This is a genomic window from Corynebacterium tuberculostearicum, assembly GCF_013408445.1.
Taxonomy (GTDB): domain Bacteria; phylum Actinomycetota; class Actinomycetes; order Mycobacteriales; family Mycobacteriaceae; genus Corynebacterium; species Corynebacterium tuberculostearicum.
In genome coordinates this window covers 163117-178250 of the sequence record NZ_JACBZL010000001.1, presented here as the reverse complement: position 1 = coordinate 178250, position 15134 = coordinate 163117, and the positions used below count along the sequence as shown (strand labels likewise).

Genomic DNA, 15134 nt, shown 5'->3' with positions numbered 1-15134 from the left:
CGCCATGCGTGCCCAGACCGCGGCGAAGAAGCTAGGCATCTACCTGCCCGCCGCGCCGGACGAGTTTCAAAATAGTGCCATTAGCCACGAAGAGCTGCGCGAACTGCAGCATAACCCACCCGAGTGGCTGCAAACCTTGCGCCGCGAAGGGCCCCACCCCCGCCCCGAGGTTGCCCATAAGCTGGGAATCTCTGTTACCGCGCTCAAGAAGAACGATATGGATAAGCCGCTGACCACAGCGGAAATCAATCAGCTCCTCCAAGAGCAGCCGGAATGGCTTCAGCAGGCCCGCGCTACCATGGCGCAGGCCCGTGGCCATGAGGTGAAGGACTAAACCAGCTTCCAGTCCTCGAGGCCCTCATACAGCGGGTAGTGCTGGGCAATCTTGTCCACGCGAGCGCGCAGGGCCTCCACATCGGCATTCTTGCCCTGGACCAGGGCGGTGCCGATAATATCTGCAACTTCGGTGAAGGCCTCGGCATCGAGGCCGCGGGTTGCCAGCGCAGAAGTACCAATGCGCAGGCCGGAGGTGACCATCGGCGGACGCGGGTCATTCGGCACGGCATTTCGGTTAACGGTAATGCCTACCTCGTGCAGCAGATCCTCTGCCTGCTGTCCATCCAATTCAGAATTGCGCAGGTCCGCCAAGACCAAGTGCACATCGGTGCCGCCGGTCAGCACGTCCACGCCAGCCGCCTTGGCATCTTCTGCGGTAAGGCGCTCTGCCAGAATGCGAGCACCCTCCAAGGTGCGCTCCTGGCGCTCCTTGAATTCCTCGGTAGCGGCAATCTTCATAGCAATAGCCTTGGCAGCGACCACGTGCATCAGCGGTCCGCCCTGCTGGCCCGGGAAGACGTTGGAATTGATCTTCTTGGCATAATCCTGCTTGGCCAAAATCATGCCGGAGCGCGGGCCACCCAGGGTCTTATGCACGGTGGTGGACACGATATCCGCGTGAGGAACTGGGCTCGGGTGCAGGCCGGCCGCCACGAGACCAGCAAAGTGGGCCATATCTACCCACAGGTAAGCGCCGACCTCATCAGCAATTTCACGGAAGGCCGCGAAATCCATGGTGCGCGGGTAGGCAGACCAGCCGCCGATAATGACCTTCGGCTTTTCCTTCAGCGCCTGCTCACGCAGCTTATCCATGTCCACACGCATGGTGTCCGGATCCACCTCGTAGGCAGCGACATCATAAAGCTTGCCAGAGAAGTTCAACTTCATGCCGTGGGTAAGGTGGCCGCCGTGAGCCAGGGACAGGCCCAAAATCTTGTCGCCCGGCTCAGCGATGGTGGAAAGCACCGCTGCGTTCGCCTGTGCACCGGAGTGCGGCTGAACGTTGGCGAATTCCGCACCGAAGAGCTCCTTAGCGCGGTTGCGGGCTAGGTCCTCCACGACGTCGACATGCTCGCATCCACCGTAGTAGCGGCGCCCCGGGTAGCCCTCGGCGTACTTGTTGGTAAGCACGGAGCCCTGTGCCTGGAGCACGGCGCGAGGCACAAAGTTCTCAGAGGCGATCATTTCCAGGGTTTCGCGCTGGCGGGAAATCTCTCCCTGAATTGCGCCGAATACGTCCGGATCGAGGTCGCGGAGGTCAGAGGTAAAAGAAGCCATAAAGGTGTGGTCCCCTTCTCAAAATCAAGCGGTATGGGATGCTGCATATCTTATCGTGCCATGCTCCCTAAGGGGGCATACTTTTACCCGCAGATTATGCAAGTGCAACAATGGAGCCATGGCGCGCACATTGGATTCGAGTCCCTACCTAGATTTTGACCGCGAGACCTGGCGTGAACTGCGTAAATCCATGCCTCAGGTGCTCACGGAAACCGAGGTGGAAAAGCTTCGCGGCCTAGGAGACCGCATCGACCTAGACGAGGTAGCTGACGTCTACCTCCCCCTCTCCCGCCTCATCCATATGCAGGTCATGGCACGCCAGCAGCTCACCACGGCTACCGAATCCTTCTTAGGCAACCCTCCGACGCACGTTCCCTTTGTCATCGGTGTGGCCGGCTCCGTGGCAGTGGGAAAATCCACCACCGCCCGCCTCCTTCAGGTGCTGCTGCAACGCTGGGAGTCTCACCCCAAGGTCGCGCTCGTGACAACCGACGGCTTCCTCTTCCCCACCGAAACCCTCAAGAAACGCGGCCTCATGCAGCGCAAAGGTTTTCCGGAATCCTATGACCGGCGCGCACTCCTTCGCTTTGTCACGGACGTAAAATCAGGAAAGCCTCTGGTCAAGGCGCCGCTTTATTCCCATATCTCATATGACATTGTGGACGGGGAATATCAAGAAGTTCACCAGCCCGACATCCTTATTCTGGAAGGGCTCAATGTACTACAAACGAGCCCCACGTTGACCGTGGCGGACCTCTTTGATTTCTCGGTATACGTTGATGCCCGCACCGACGATATCGAGCAGTGGTATATCGACCGCTTCCTTACTCTGCGCCACACCGCTTTTCGCGAGCCCAACGCCCACTTCTCTGCCTTTGCAGACATGAACGATGAGGAGGCCCGCGACCAGGCCCGCGAAATTTGGCAGTCCATTAACCTGCCGAACTTGGTGGAAAATATCCTGCCCACCCGTGTGCGAGCCTCCCTCGTGCTGAAAAAGGGCTCGCATCACCTGGTAGAACAGGTGCGGATGCGCAAGCTCTAGAGCCTATTTGCCAAAGCGGCGCGAACGTTGGGAGTAATCCCGCAAGGCGCGGAGGAAGTCCACCTTGCGGAATGCTGGCCAGTAAGTATCCGTGAACCAGATCTCGGAGTACGCGGCCTGCCACAGGAGAAAGCCCGACAGGCGTTGTTCACCAGAGGTGCGGATAACCAAGTCCGGGTCCGGTAGTCCCTTGGTGTACAGGTGCTCCCCAATGGACTCTGCGGTGACGCGGTCCGCCATCTCCGCTGCGGTAGTTCCCTTCTCTGCTTCCGCGCGCACCAAGTTCTGCACTGCGTCCACGATTTCTTGGCGCCCGCCATAGCCCACCGCCACATTGACGATGACCCCGGTATTGTCCTTGGTTTCTGCCGCCGCCGTCACCATGCGCTGGCGAATATCGTCCGGGAGCAGATCGAGGTGGCCAACCAAGCGCACCTGACAGCCGACGTCGCTATGAGATAGGTGCGTAACCACGTCCGAGATGATGTCAAAGAGCAGCTCTACTTCCTGCTCGCTGCGCTTCAGGTTCTCCGTGGACAGCAGATAAATGGTGACCACTTCGATATCGGTATCGCGGCACCACGAGATCATCTCTCCGATTTTCTTCGCGCCTTGGCGGTGACCATGGCTGATATCGGTAAAACCAGCCTCACGCGCCCACCGACGATTGCCGTCGGCCATGATGGCTATGTGCTTAGGCTGCGGCTTTCCCTTGATCAGGCGCGCCAGACGGGCTTCATATGCTGGGTAGGCCAGCTGCTTGAGAGAACTCACGCTCATTAGTCTATCCGCCTAGAAAATGGACTTCTTGCGGTTATCGTAAATGCCGGCTTCCTTCATCGCCTTATCCACGGCTTCCTCATCGAATGGATCGATTCCGTGATCCTCCGCAAACATCATGCGGCGGCGAAAGCGTGAGTAGCGGCGATGGAAATTCCAGCCCGCAAACAACACCGCAACTCCCATAAGCGCCAGGATCAGCAGGCCGATGGGCGAAGCTTTGCCAAATTCAGGGCCCATTGGGCCACCTTCGGCACCCTCGGTTCCTTGGGCGAGTACAAATACGTCATGTGCGGCAAACACGAAAGAGCCATACATGCTCATGTCTTAGGCCTCCTCTTCCTCTTCGATGCCGGCGAAGAGGTCATTTTCGGGCAGAGAGGTAGAAACGCGAGTCTTCGCCAGCTCGAACTCCTCGGTGGGCCAAAGGCGCTGCTGTACCTCCACCGACGTCGCCAAGAAGGCACCCGCCGGATCGATCTGCGTGGCGTGCGCCCGCAAGGCCTCCTCGCGATTGCTGAAGTAATCCGCGCATTCCACCTGGGTGGTGACACGCGCCATGATATCGCCAAAAGCGGTGTCCCAACGCGCCAACATTGGCCCATAAGGACTGGTATTACCCTCTTCCAGGAGCAGATCATGGAACATCTTCATGCGCTGATAAACAAAGCCGTGCGAATAGTACAGCTTCAGCGGCTCCCACGGCTTACCCAGCTCAGGGTGATACTCGGCATCGCCCGCCTTCTCCCACGCGATCATGGAAGCCCGGTGCACCATCAAATGGTCTGGGTGCGGGTAGCCGCCATTTTCGTCATAGGTGACAATGACGTGTGGACGAAATTCGCGGATAACCTGGACGTATTCCTGCGCGACGGTGTCATCGCCCAGCAACGCGAAACAGCCCTCCGGCAGCAATTCCTCCATAGTCTTGCCTTCAACCGGGTCCGGCAATCCGGAATCGACGTGCCCCAGCCAGCGATGTTGCACGCCCAGCGCCCGCGCAGCATTAGCCATTTCTTCCCGGCGCACCTCGCCCATCTTTTCCTTGATTCCCGGGCGATTCATGGCGGGGTTAATCACATCGCCGCGCTCGCCGCCGGTACAAGTTAGCACCAAAACCTCATTGCCTTCTGCGGCATAGCGCGCGGTGGTTGCAGCACCCTTGGATGATTCATCGTCTGGGTGCGCGTGGATCGCTAGTAGGCGAAAATCGCTCACTGAAAATCCATCCCCTTATTAATCTAGGTTCTTTGAACAGATGATTATCCTAGTAGATAATTGGAAAACAGTGGTCCTCGGCTAGAGTGGAAGCCATGACTTCCGCCGGAAAATCTCGCTCAGTCGCCCGCTACGGCTCCCGCGGCTCCTCTGAAAAGAACTCTGGTAGCTGGACTAATAAGGCGCTGGTGCTCATCTTTGTCGCCATTTTTATCGCGCTTATTTTCTTCGGATTCCGGTACTTCCAAGAAAAGGAACGCGTGAACGCACAGGTGTCCATCGTGACCCAGGAGGTTTTGAGCGATGATTCCACCCGCGTTTGGGTCGATGTCACCCGCAATCACACCGATGAAGATGCTTATTGCATTGTCCAGGCCTTTGACTACTCCAAGTCCGAAGTAGGCCGCCGCGAATTCCCTGTTCCCGCGGGCGGAAACGAAACCCAGCGCATCGCTGTCGACGTCCCGACCAACGCTCGTGCCGTAGCCGGCGGGGCCTATGGTTGTTCCGGCAACATCCCCGAATACTTGGATATGGATAGTCCTGACTACGCGGAAAGCCGCTAGCCGCGTGTGCTAGGATTTGTAGCGCCTAGAACTGGGCATATGCCCGGTTCCACTTTTACTTATAGCCCCAGGGATTAGCAGGGGCTTTGACCACAATTCCTATCTACGGAAGGTTGCAGAATGGCTGAGCAGCAAAAGCAGTACATCACCCCGGAAACCAAGGCAAAGCTCGAGGCCGAGCTGCAGGAGCTCATCGACCACCGCCCAGTAGTCGCGGCTGAGATCAACGAGCGCCGTGAGGAAGGCGACCTCAAGGAGAACGCCGGTTACGACGCCGCACGTGAGATGCAGGACCAGGAAGAGGCCCGCATTAAGCAGATTTCTGAGGTTCTTGCGAATGCCACCACCGAGCGCGGTGCCGTTCAGGAGGGCGTCGCCCACACCGGTTCCGTAGTTCACGTTTACTACAACGGTGACAAGGACGATAAGGAGACCTTCCTCATCGGTACTCGCGCCGCTGCTTCCGATAACAAGGACCTGGAAACCTATTCCGAACAGTCCCCGCTGGGCGCTGCCATCCTTGGCGCACAAGAGGGCGAGACCCGCGAGTACACCGCTCCGAATGGCAAGACCATTTCGGTCACCATCGAATCCGCAGCGCCGTATGATTCTGCTAAGGCCGCTGCTCCACGCGAGTCCTAAACTTTTAACCACTTACCACTCTGGAGAAAGAGCACATCCCCATGAAGAAGTTCTCCCGTTTCGCCGCCACTGGCCTGGTCTTCACCGCTGGCCTCTCCCTCGCTGCTTGCCACCCACCGAACCAGCAGGATTCTGATTCCAAGGTAGAAAATGCCTCCACCTTCACCGGTGAAGCCCCGATGCAGAAGGATGCTGAGACCAGCTCTTCCGCACCCGAAACCGTTGTTGAAGAGGAAGCACCTGTAGTCGAGTCCGGTGTTCCAGAAGAGCCGGCACAGCCGCACTTGAACGGTACCGCCACCGAGCTGCCACAGCAGTAAAAAGGATTGAAGGGCCGAGGGATTTCCTCGGCCCTTTTTCATGCTATTTTTCTGGGTCCACTTCCCGCACCCAATCCCCGATGACACCGGGTACGACAGCAGGCGGCTCTCCCAAGAGGTCGCGCTTATTTGGATCCCGTTCCACCTGCGTGGTGACGGACTTTACGCGCTTTTTCTCACTGTCTTTGCCTCCGCGCATACCCATCATTGGACCATAGGCTCGCGCCCCTCCGGTTGAGCGGCCGGCATTGCCACCGCGCGCTGCCGCGGCGCCTTCGCCGCCACCTGTTGCCGAAACAAGGCCGCCACCCACGCCGGGCCGCATGCCCGCACCAGCACCGTTTCCGGCACCGCTGCCAAGACCAGCGCGCATGCCCGCACCACCGCCGAGTGCATTGCCATGGCCAGCGCGCACGCCTGAACCGACACCAGCGTAGGGCGCTCCGGCTCCGCGTCCAAGATGCAGGCCCGACTGCGCTCCTCTTCCGGCACGCGCAATATCGGCGCCGCCACTTACATTTCCTGCAGCGGATCCAATTCCGCCTCGTAGCGACTGACCGCCGAGTACGCCGCGGCCCGCATCCGCAGGCCTTCCGGCTGCCATCATCGGCGCCATCCCAGAAGTAGCGGATTGCCCTGTAGCTGTCGGCGCCATCGCACCACTGTTATTAAGCGCGCCTGCATTTGCTCCTGCGGCAACCGGATGCGCCGTGCCACTAGGAACCTGCCCCATCGCCCCGTTCGGCGCAGTTACGCCCGGCATGGATGCACCTTGGGTGGATACTTCATTTCCGCCGATGGCTACGTGGTCTCCCAGGCCCAGCTTTTCCAGCGCATTTCTGCCGCTAGTATGCATCTGCTGGTGAAAATCATTAATTTCTTGTGGGCTCATCCCCACTGCTTCTAGCCCGTCCACATTGCCATTGACGACGTCGAAGTTCCCCGGCCCCAAATCTCCTCGCGCTATCGCTTCCGCAATCTTCTTTGGCCATACCACGGCATCGGTGGTGTAGCGCTGCCCATCACCGTCAACGCCAGCGAGGCCCGCGTCGACACCGCCGCCTCCCGACGCCGGCGATTGTTCCATCAAAGCGTGCTGGTACGGCATTGCCTCAACCGCGAAGCGCTGCAGGTCAGGCTGCAATGCGGCCAATGCGGCCTTTTCCGCAATCTCGCGCTCAACCGGTTCCGGGATGGCCATCACTTCCATCGCCATGGCCATTGCAGTAGGCTGCATGCCCATCAGCTTGGCGTGGAATCCGGTCAGCTTCTCCCCCATGACCTTGGCATTTGCTACAAAGTGGCTTCCCGACGCCGCCACTTCCCTAATCTTTGCCGCCGCCCTCGACGTTGCCTCACTGTCGTTCTCGCCTTCCAAAGACCCGGCTGCTTCCTGCAGCCCGCTAACGATATCGTCGACTTCCGACGCCAACGAGCTCCACCGTGCATTCGCCTCAGACACATTCCAAATCTGCGTCGACATCAGGTCCGTAGCCAGCTTCACAATGTCCGTTCCGACATTCACCACCGGCATGGAAAACCCAAATGGGCTGTACCCCGGCTCAGGCTGGTTCATAATCGGCATCGACTCAATACCGATGTCCCCACCCGCATCCGCGATCTCCATTCCCCGACTATTCGCGTCCTCCTGCGCCTGAAACCCTCGGGCTTCCCGTCCCAAAGAATCAGAAAGCCACTCCAGCTGTTTTACAAAGCTCGAAATGGAGTTTCGGGCTGATCCTGGATCCGAACTCAAAACTCGCTCATGAATTGCACCAACATGATCGATGCCAGTCACCGGAGAGAAGCTACCTGTAAGCGGACTTACGGCAGCCATATTATTCCCGGCAATGTTTTGATTCATCCGCTCAATTTGGTTTATATTTCTTCCTACATTAGCTACGTTAATTTTCATTTAATCCCCCGATAATCATTTAAATTAGGTCTTTGGTCAATCTGCTTGCCTTTTCACAGGCGCTATTTTTGGTGTCACCAAAGCTATTCGCCGAGACCGTTACCACGCCTCGCACGGTTGAAATTGTTGCGGTGCAAGCCATTTCCGGGAAAATTTCCCCTCGCTGAATTAGAACTCCTGACAATTCGCTGTCGGTGGATTTGACCACCAAGTCTGGCCTTACATTTGAACTCTCAAATGGCTTGAATGTGGAACTAATAGAAAGAACTGTCCCTTCGGAAACACTCTTGTAGCTACACCCCTTTTGACCTGCCTCTATAATGTCTGGGTCACCATAACGCTCCAGTCCAAGATCTTGCAGTTGGTCTTCCGAAATCTCTGAACAAGGATCGAATACTTGGAACCCCGGCTGAGCTGGATCGAATTCCCCCAGTGGCGGTAGGACGCCGGAAGTGTCTCCCGACCCCGTGGCGCCGGCCTCCCCCGGTTGGCCGGCGCCGTCCGCATTCTCCCCGCCATTAGTGTGCGCCGATTCCCCCTGATTGTCGTCCGCATCATCCCCCGGGTCCCCGTTGGTTCCCCCTGCACCGTCGGCCGAACTAATGCCGCCAGCCTCGTCCACCTTGGTGGGTTCCTCTGACGCGCTCCTCGTACCGATGTCCGCAACGCAGCTACTCAGCATAACGGTGCTGCTGACCATCAACGTTGCTACGGTGACCTGACGCTTCACAACAATCCTTCGCGCACTCACTTCCTGACGAGAGGAACAGGAAAAGTGAAACAGAGAACTTTTCACTTCGTATTTCCCGTTCCGGTACACAGCATGCATGAGGCCCCAAGAATTTTCTATGCAACCGCAAAGGTTAACGGCAATTTAACAAAATTATTTGCCCCATATGTCACATCCATAACGTCTAAAGGGCGAAATTTCCTGCTCATTAGCTGTACCACCCCTGGGAGTGGTTTTGTAGACCAAATGAAGGCTAAACCCGCACTTTATCCCCCAGAATTACCCCAGAAATTACACGTTTGTAAGCGATTTTTGGCAACAAAAAGGCCCGCACCGAAGTGCGGGCCAATGCAAAAGAGTCAGTTAGTCTCGCTGGAAATAGCTCAGCAGACGGAGGATCTCAGTGTAGAGCCAGACCAGAGTCACAGCGAGGCCAAGAGCTACGCCCCAAGCGTTCTTAGCAGGAGCACCAGCGCGGATCATGCGGTCAGCCTGATCAAAGTCGGTCAGGAAGGACAGGGCGCCGAGAACGATGCAGACAAGCGAGAAGATGATGGCAATCGGGCCACCATCACGCAGTGGGTTGAAGTCAAAGAAAATCGCGCCCAAGAAGTTAACAAGAGCCATGACAGCAACGCCGGCAATCAGGCCGAAAAGGATCTTGGTGAACTTCGGAGTCACCTTCACTGCGCCAGTCTTGTACACAATCAGCATGCCGATGAATACACCAATCGTGCCGACAATCGCTTGGCCAATGATGGCCATGCCGCCCTCGCCCTGGAAGTTGACGTTGGAGAACATCAAGGAGAAGCCACCGACAAATAGGCCTTCAAATACGGCATAAATCAGGGTGACTGCAGCAGAACCCCACTTCTTGCCAAAAGAGGCAACGAGCACGGTAATGAAGCCACCGATACCACCGACCAGAGTCAAGGCCATGGCAATACCCGGGCTTACTAGCATTCCCAAGGCGAAGTTGATGGCTGCGGCGACGATGATAACGCCGAGGGTAATGCCCGTCTTGGTCACTACGTCATCCACGGTCATGGGACGAGTAGATACGTCCTCATAACCAGAGTTTTGACGGCTACTATTTTCGGTCAGAGAACTCATTACCGGATTGCTTGAACGCACGGTTGTCCTTTCTAAGAGAGGTGCAAATTAGCTATCTCACCCCATTCAACGAGACACCACCCCATAAAGTTCCACATTCTTTCCATTTAGCTAGAAGTTTTGTGTGCAACTTCTACATCAACCCTGTGAAGACCTGTTGACGAGAAAAGTCTCGGGACACCGACCGGAACGATGTCTCGAGACTTCACATGGTGCCCCCAGTGGTGTCTGGTTCGGAGACATCGTTCCGCATGTCTTATGAGATAGTTCCGGTCTAACCAGCACTAATGTCTCATTACATCGATCCGGTAGAAAACTCTGAAGTTAAATTTGCCCGGCCGCGACAAAAAGTGATGTCTCGAGACATCGATCCTCCATGCTTTAAAAATGGAGCAGAAATCAAAACCAAGCCCAAAAATCATCATCGAAACCATGCTTGCTACCGGCATGACTCAAGCCGAAGCAGCTGACCATTTCGGCGTCAGCACCAGATGGATCCGAACACTTCAAGCCCGCTACCGAGAAGGCGGAATCAACCGCCTAGAACCACGCTCTAAACGCCCGCGCACTAATCCCCGAGCGCTCAACCCCAGCACTGTCGACCGCATACTTAAACTGCGCCAGGACCTCACAGAACGCGGCACTAACGCCGGAGCCCATACAATTCGCTGGCACTTGCAGCAAGAGGGAATCGACCCACCACCAGCACCATCCACAATCCACCGAGTGCTCGCAAACAACGGTCACGTCATCGCCCAACCACAAAAGCGTCCTCGCAGCTCATGGATACGATTTCAAGCAGATCAACCCAACGAAACATGGCAAATGGACTACAGTGACTGGACCATCGCAGGTCACAAGCGAGTAGCTATCCTCACCATCTTGGACGACCATTCCCGGTTCATCATCTCCTGCTGTGCCTACAACAATGCCACCGTGGGAAACGTCATAGAAAGCTTCATTAATGCAGGCCAGACACACGGCTACCCCCAGTCCACCCTCACCGACAACGGCCGAGCATTCACAACCAGCACAGACCGGACAAACCCCGCGCGAAACGGATTCGAGCAACTGCTCATAGACCTAGGAATCAAGCAGAAAAACGGTAAACCCTACCACCCCCAGACACAAGGAAAAGTTGAACGCTTCCACTACACCCTTAAACTAGCCCTAGCAAGCAAAATACCAGCTCAAAGTCTCGATGAACTCAACTCTCAGCTAAAAGAAATCATCGAATACTACAACCACAAACGCCCCCATAGAGCCCTAAACAGAACCACCCCCGCAGAAGCCTACACAGCACTGCCCAAAGCTCTCCCAGCAGACATCAAACCAGACCACGACTACCGCCTACGCACTGACAAAGTAGGCACCAACGGCAAGACAACCCTGCGATGGGGTGGCAAACTACGCCGCCTCTACATCGGGCGCCGATGGGGCGGCGAACCAATCACCATGGTCTGCATCGACAACCGCGTAAGCATCAAAATAACCACCACTGGGGCACAAATCGCCGCCTACACACTCGCCGAAGAAAAGATCTATTACAACAAGAAAGACAACGAACTTGACCCCCAACAGGGCAACTGAAAACGAAAAATCTCGAGGCATCGACCGGAACGATGTCTCGAGACTTCACATGGTGCCCCCAGTGGGACTCGAACCCACACTGAATCGATTTTAAGTCGACTGCCTCTGCCGATTGGGCTATGGGGGCAAGGGCAAGGAATATTTTAGGCCACCCCACCCTACGGGAGTTAACGAGGGGTACCCTCAGCAGCCAGACCAGCGATAATGCCGTCGAGAATGTCCTTTTCACTGATGAAAAAGCTGCGCGCATCGCAATTTCGCTCGATAAGCTGCATGATGCCTTCGACGGCTACCGCCCCACCGCCAATGACGTCGGCACGGCCGGGGTGAATGACGGGGTTGAGGGCGCGGACGTCGGAAGGCAGGCCAATAAGCTGCTGCAAAAGCACGCGCAGGGCATCGAAGCGGAGCTCAGACCCGTGAATGGCATCGGCGTCGTAGCGCTCAAGGCCCTGAGCCAATGCAGAAAGAGTGGTAAACGTGCCTGCGCAGCCGACGATGGTACGGGCCTTAGAAATAGGTACTATCTTCTCCACTTCTGCCGTGCGCTCGCCGACGTACTCGGAAGCGATCTCAATCTCCGACTCGGTAGGCGGATCGGTACGCATAATGCGCTCGGTTAGCCTGACGCACCCCATGCGGGCAGAGTGGGTGCCCAAGATATCGCCATCGGCCGTGCCTACGACGAACTCGGTCGAACCGCCGCCCAGATCGATGACACAGAATGGCCCGCGGTCTGGCTCCACATCGGCTACGGCGCCATTAAAGGACAACAGAGCCTCTTCCTCGCCCGAGACGACCTCGGCCTGTGCGCCCGGCTGAATTTGGCCGAGCAACTCAGCGGTCATGTCGAAGAATTCCTGCTGGTTCTTGGCATCGCGAGTAGCGGAGGTAGCGACCATCCGCACGCGGGTGACCTTCTCAAACTTCATCTGGCGTACGTAGCCTTCCAAGGCCACGCGGGCGCGGTCTAGGGCCGCAGGGGCAATTTCGCCAGTGGCATCGACTCCCTCTCCCAAGCGGATGATTTCCATGGTGCGGGTAATATCGCGGACCTTGCCGTCATCCTGAATCTCAGAGATGAGCAAGCGAATCGAATTGGTTCCGCAATCAATCGCAGCAACGCGAGTCATAGCAGCCCTCCTATTCCGCGTTAGAGAAATCGAACTGGGCTAGGTCAATTCCCAGATCTTCTACGGTGGGCCAGTCCTGCGGGATGGCAGTGCCTCGAAGCTTGCCGTGGTCGGCGGCCATGGCCACCGCTTCAGTTCCCAACCGGAAATGCTGTGGGCCTTCAGCAAGCGCGTATGCGATGAGCACATGCAGACACTTCACCCGATCGGGCATGCCGCCACCGGAGAAATCGGTACCAAGGTCTTCGATGTCATTGCGCTTGGCCAAGAAGTATTCGTGGGCGCGCTGATAGTCGGCAGCCAATTCTTCGTCCTCACCCAAGCGGGCTTCCATCCACTTCATAACGTGGGCAACCTCCAAGCGTGAGGCTTCGGCAGTAAGCCGTGGGTCGGTGAGGTAATAGAGGGTGGGGAATGGGGTGCCGTCGGCAAGCTTGGGCGCCGTCTTAATTACCGCGGGCTGCCCATCCGGCGTGCGATAAGAAACCTCCAGGACCCCGCGCGGGGTACGGCCCAATTGCTCAGTTACTACAGCGATATCTGCATCAGTGACGGTCATGCGGACAATTATCGCACATCTGGATTCTCTTCCGGCGCAGGCTCAATCGGAAGATGATTTACCTGCTCGGATGGAGCTTCCTCCTCAGGGGGCTCAGCCACGGAATCCCACAAAACCTCGTACCATTCGCGGGAATCTTCTTCCTTCTGACCATCTGTAGTGAGCTGGTCATCCGGCTTTATCTGCGGGTCAATGATGCGGTAGGCGGTCTCGCCCTCATCGACGACCCCGAATCGGCGCCGCGCCTCCTGCTTGATGTACTCATCAGACTTATATCTATCGATCTTCTCCAGCAAAGCAGCCTTCTCATCCTGCTTGGCGGCGATTGACTCATTGAGGCGGGCAATTTCGGACCGGCCGTGGTAGTAATTGCGCAGCGGAATAGCGATAGCAAACAAGACCACAAGCACGATGGCCACGATCACGCCCACTCCGGCAATACTCATCCGGTCCGGCTTCTGCTTCTGCTTCAGTTGTGCACGCTGAGCTTTGCGGATATCCGCAGCACGCGAGGCCACCGGAACCCTAGTGCGGCTCCGGTTTCGCTGCCTCTTCTTTTCGCGTGCCATAGGCCTCTAATCCTAGCGCCGTCACTCCTGTAACAGGGACGTGGCACGCGCAATTTGGATACACTAAAAGAAATTCTCCCTCCCAGGAAGGAAGTTTCATGTCCCTCAAGCGCCTCCTCCCCGTTCTCACCGCAACCCTATTCCTTGCCAGCTGCAGCCCTTCCGCCCAAGACGGCGAATACCCCGTCTACGGTGACGGCTACGACCTGAACACCAAAGACGGCATGGCCGACTATCTCAAGGAGTACAAAACCCTGCCAGATGATTACATCAACCACGATGCTGACCAGCTCGAGGGCGACGATCAGCCCGAGACCTTTGAAACCAACGCAGATTCCGTGAAGAAAGCCGGCGAAGCTACCTGCAAGAATAACGAGTTGCTCGACATTTCAAAGGAATATTTCCGAGGAAACACCGACAAATTTGGGGAAGCTGTTATGTCATCAGTCAGCGGCTCTGATGATAAATACAGTGATGTTTTTGAGGCACTGAACATCCCCGATGACGCACCAGACAATGACAAGATCATGGCTGCAGCGATGACCTCACTCGGTGCCGTGATGGCTTGCGGCGATGAATTCAGCGATGAAGAACTGGAAAAAGTCGCTGAGTCCATCCATTCCAGCTAGAGCTTCGAACCAGATTCCCTACTTAAGGAATAGCTATGCCCCTCAAGCGTCTCCTCCTCCTAGCCGCCGTAGGCACCCTACTTACCGGGTGCAGCTCGACCGACCACAAAGAAGAAGCAGCCACCAAAGCGGAATCCCCCACTAGCGAAAGCCCTACCAGCAGCGAAACCCCCACCACCACAAGCAGAAAGCACGACCTCAATACCAAAAGCGGCTTCATTTACCACATAAAGGAACACGGCACGATCCCGGACTTCTACCTAGATGTGTTCGGCGCTGGGGCTTCCGAAGAGGAAGACGGCCCTACAAGCTACGAGGTCAATGCCACGACGCTGAAGAAGGCTGGATCTGTTGCCTGCGAGAATGAGCAAATCCTGGACGACGCCAAGTATTTGCTAACCCATGGCGACAGCGCATTTGAAGAACTCGTCCCTAGCCTTGAGGAGTTCGATAGGAAATACGCTCCCGTCTACGAAAAGCTTGAAATTTCAGCGGCTTCTCCCGTCCTAGACAAGCTTTTTACCATGTACATGGCTGGCGTGGGTTCCCTCGCCACCTGCGGTGACAAATATGACGATAAGGAACTCGAAGCAGTAGCTGACAACGTTTTCAGTTACTAACCCCCGGAATTTCGCACATTTTTTCGTTTTACCCCTTGCGCACGCCGGAAAGGCGGCTTATACTAGGGGCAGAAATTCGATTGGGTGTGCG

The 15134-nt window shown here is 56.6% G+C and carries 18 protein-coding genes and 1 tRNA gene; 8 read left to right on the top strand and 11 right to left on the bottom strand.

Annotated elements, in window-relative coordinates; genetic code table 11:
- Positions 1 to 4 precede the first annotated feature (4 nt).
- Positions 5 to 334, top strand: a complete 330-nt coding sequence (locus tag BJ985_RS00880; protein ID WP_023021891.1) for a DUF5997 family protein — start codon at positions 5 to 7, stop codon at positions 332 to 334.
- Here the strand turns inward: BJ985_RS00880 and glyA are convergent.
- Entirely contained in the window at positions 331 to 1614 is a 1284-nt protein-coding gene (glyA, locus tag BJ985_RS00875) for a serine hydroxymethyltransferase (protein WP_179386286.1), read from the bottom strand. The two genes, BJ985_RS00880 and glyA, sit on opposite strands and share 4 nt — an antisense overlap.
- Before the next feature lie 118 nt (positions 1615 to 1732).
- Between glyA and coaA the strand changes: the two genes are divergently transcribed.
- The gene (gene coaA / locus BJ985_RS00870; protein WP_005327431.1) at positions 1733 to 2659 is read left to right on the top strand and encodes a type I pantothenate kinase; all 927 of its coding nucleotides are present in this window, start codon (positions 1733 to 1735) and stop codon (positions 2657 to 2659) included.
- Between the two features lie 3 nt (positions 2660 to 2662).
- On the opposite strand, the gene BJ985_RS00865 is transcribed toward coaA, so the two are convergent.
- From BJ985_RS00865 to mca, 3 genes are read right to left on the bottom strand one after another with little or no spacing between them, the layout of a single operon-like run.
- Complete coding sequence (locus BJ985_RS00865) at positions 2663 to 3439, bottom strand: isoprenyl transferase (protein WP_150850761.1); 777 nt, start codon at positions 3437 to 3439, stop codon at positions 2663 to 2665.
- Between the two features lie 12 nt (positions 3440 to 3451).
- Positions 3452 to 3763, bottom strand: coding sequence for a hypothetical protein (locus tag BJ985_RS00860; RefSeq protein WP_179386285.1), 312 nt, complete (start codon positions 3761 to 3763; stop codon positions 3452 to 3454).
- 3 nt (positions 3764 to 3766) lie between these two features.
- Positions 3767 to 4657, bottom strand: coding sequence for a mycothiol conjugate amidase Mca (mca, locus tag BJ985_RS00855; protein WP_179386284.1), 891 nt, complete (start codon positions 4655 to 4657; stop codon positions 3767 to 3769).
- Between the two features lie 95 nt (positions 4658 to 4752).
- Here mca and BJ985_RS00850 point away from each other — a divergent pair, with 95 nt between their 5' ends.
- The 3 genes from BJ985_RS00850 (at position 4753) to BJ985_RS00840 (ending at position 6185) form a co-directional block, all read left to right on the top strand.
- The gene (locus BJ985_RS00850) at positions 4753 to 5223 is read left to right on the top strand and encodes a DUF4307 domain-containing protein (protein WP_040425062.1); all 471 of its coding nucleotides are present in this window, start codon (positions 4753 to 4755) and stop codon (positions 5221 to 5223) included.
- A 120-nt stretch (positions 5224 to 5343) separates the two neighbouring features.
- Positions 5344 to 5865, top strand: coding sequence for a transcription elongation factor GreA (gene greA, locus BJ985_RS00845; RefSeq protein WP_005323614.1), 522 nt, complete (start codon positions 5344 to 5346; stop codon positions 5863 to 5865).
- 41 nt (positions 5866 to 5906) lie between these two features.
- The gene (locus tag BJ985_RS00840) at positions 5907 to 6185 is read left to right on the top strand and encodes a thiamine biosynthesis protein X (RefSeq protein WP_179386283.1); all 279 of its coding nucleotides are present in this window, start codon (positions 5907 to 5909) and stop codon (positions 6183 to 6185) included.
- A 43-nt stretch (positions 6186 to 6228) separates the two neighbouring features.
- On the opposite strand, the gene BJ985_RS00835 is transcribed toward BJ985_RS00840, so the two are convergent.
- The 3 genes from BJ985_RS00835 to BJ985_RS00825 form a co-directional block, all read right to left on the bottom strand.
- On the bottom strand, positions 6229 to 7812 hold the full coding sequence (locus BJ985_RS00835) for a hypothetical protein (protein ID WP_179386282.1): 1584 nt from the start codon (positions 7810 to 7812) through the stop codon (positions 6229 to 6231).
- A 307-nt stretch (positions 7813 to 8119) separates the two neighbouring features.
- A complete protein-coding gene (locus BJ985_RS00830) occupies positions 8120 to 8830 on the bottom strand; it encodes a DUF3558 family protein (protein WP_179386281.1) in 711 nt (236 codons plus the stop codon).
- Between the two features lie 363 nt (positions 8831 to 9193).
- The gene (locus tag BJ985_RS00825) at positions 9194 to 9943 is read right to left on the bottom strand and encodes a Bax inhibitor-1/YccA family protein (protein WP_005327420.1); all 750 of its coding nucleotides are present in this window, start codon (positions 9941 to 9943) and stop codon (positions 9194 to 9196) included.
- A gap of 387 nt (positions 9944 to 10330) precedes the next feature.
- Here BJ985_RS00825 and BJ985_RS00820 point away from each other — a divergent pair, with 387 nt between their 5' ends.
- Entirely contained in the window at positions 10331 to 11533 is a 1203-nt protein-coding gene (locus BJ985_RS00820; RefSeq protein WP_005323622.1) for an IS481 family transposase, read from the top strand.
- A 50-nt stretch (positions 11534 to 11583) separates the two neighbouring features.
- Here BJ985_RS00820 and BJ985_RS00815 read toward each other — a convergent pair.
- The 4 genes from BJ985_RS00815 to BJ985_RS00800 all read right to left on the bottom strand — a co-directional run bounded on the left by BJ985_RS00815 (position 11584) and on the right by BJ985_RS00800 (position 13794).
- Positions 11584 to 11660 (bottom strand) — tRNA-Leu (locus BJ985_RS00815).
- Between the two features lie 40 nt (positions 11661 to 11700).
- The gene (locus BJ985_RS00810; protein ID WP_005323625.1) at positions 11701 to 12666 is read right to left on the bottom strand and encodes a Ppx/GppA phosphatase family protein; all 966 of its coding nucleotides are present in this window, start codon (positions 12664 to 12666) and stop codon (positions 11701 to 11703) included.
- 10 nt (positions 12667 to 12676) lie between these two features.
- Positions 12677 to 13225, bottom strand: coding sequence for a DUF501 domain-containing protein (locus BJ985_RS00805; protein ID WP_005323627.1), 549 nt, complete (start codon positions 13223 to 13225; stop codon positions 12677 to 12679).
- An 8-nt stretch (positions 13226 to 13233) separates the two neighbouring features.
- Positions 13234 to 13794 carry an FtsB family cell division protein gene (locus BJ985_RS00800; protein ID WP_005323628.1) on the bottom strand — a complete coding sequence of 187 codons (561 nt, stop codon included), beginning with the start codon at positions 13792 to 13794 and terminating at the stop codon, positions 13234 to 13236.
- A gap of 98 nt (positions 13795 to 13892) precedes the next feature.
- Between BJ985_RS00800 and BJ985_RS00795 the strand changes: the two genes are divergently transcribed.
- A complete protein-coding gene (locus tag BJ985_RS00795; protein ID WP_005323635.1) occupies positions 13893 to 14423 on the top strand; it encodes a hypothetical protein in 531 nt (176 codons plus the stop codon).
- Positions 14424 to 14458: 35 nt separating this feature from the next.
- Positions 14459 to 15043, top strand: coding sequence for a hypothetical protein (locus BJ985_RS00790; protein ID WP_005323638.1), 585 nt, complete (start codon positions 14459 to 14461; stop codon positions 15041 to 15043).
- Positions 15044 to 15134: the final 91 nt, after the last annotated feature.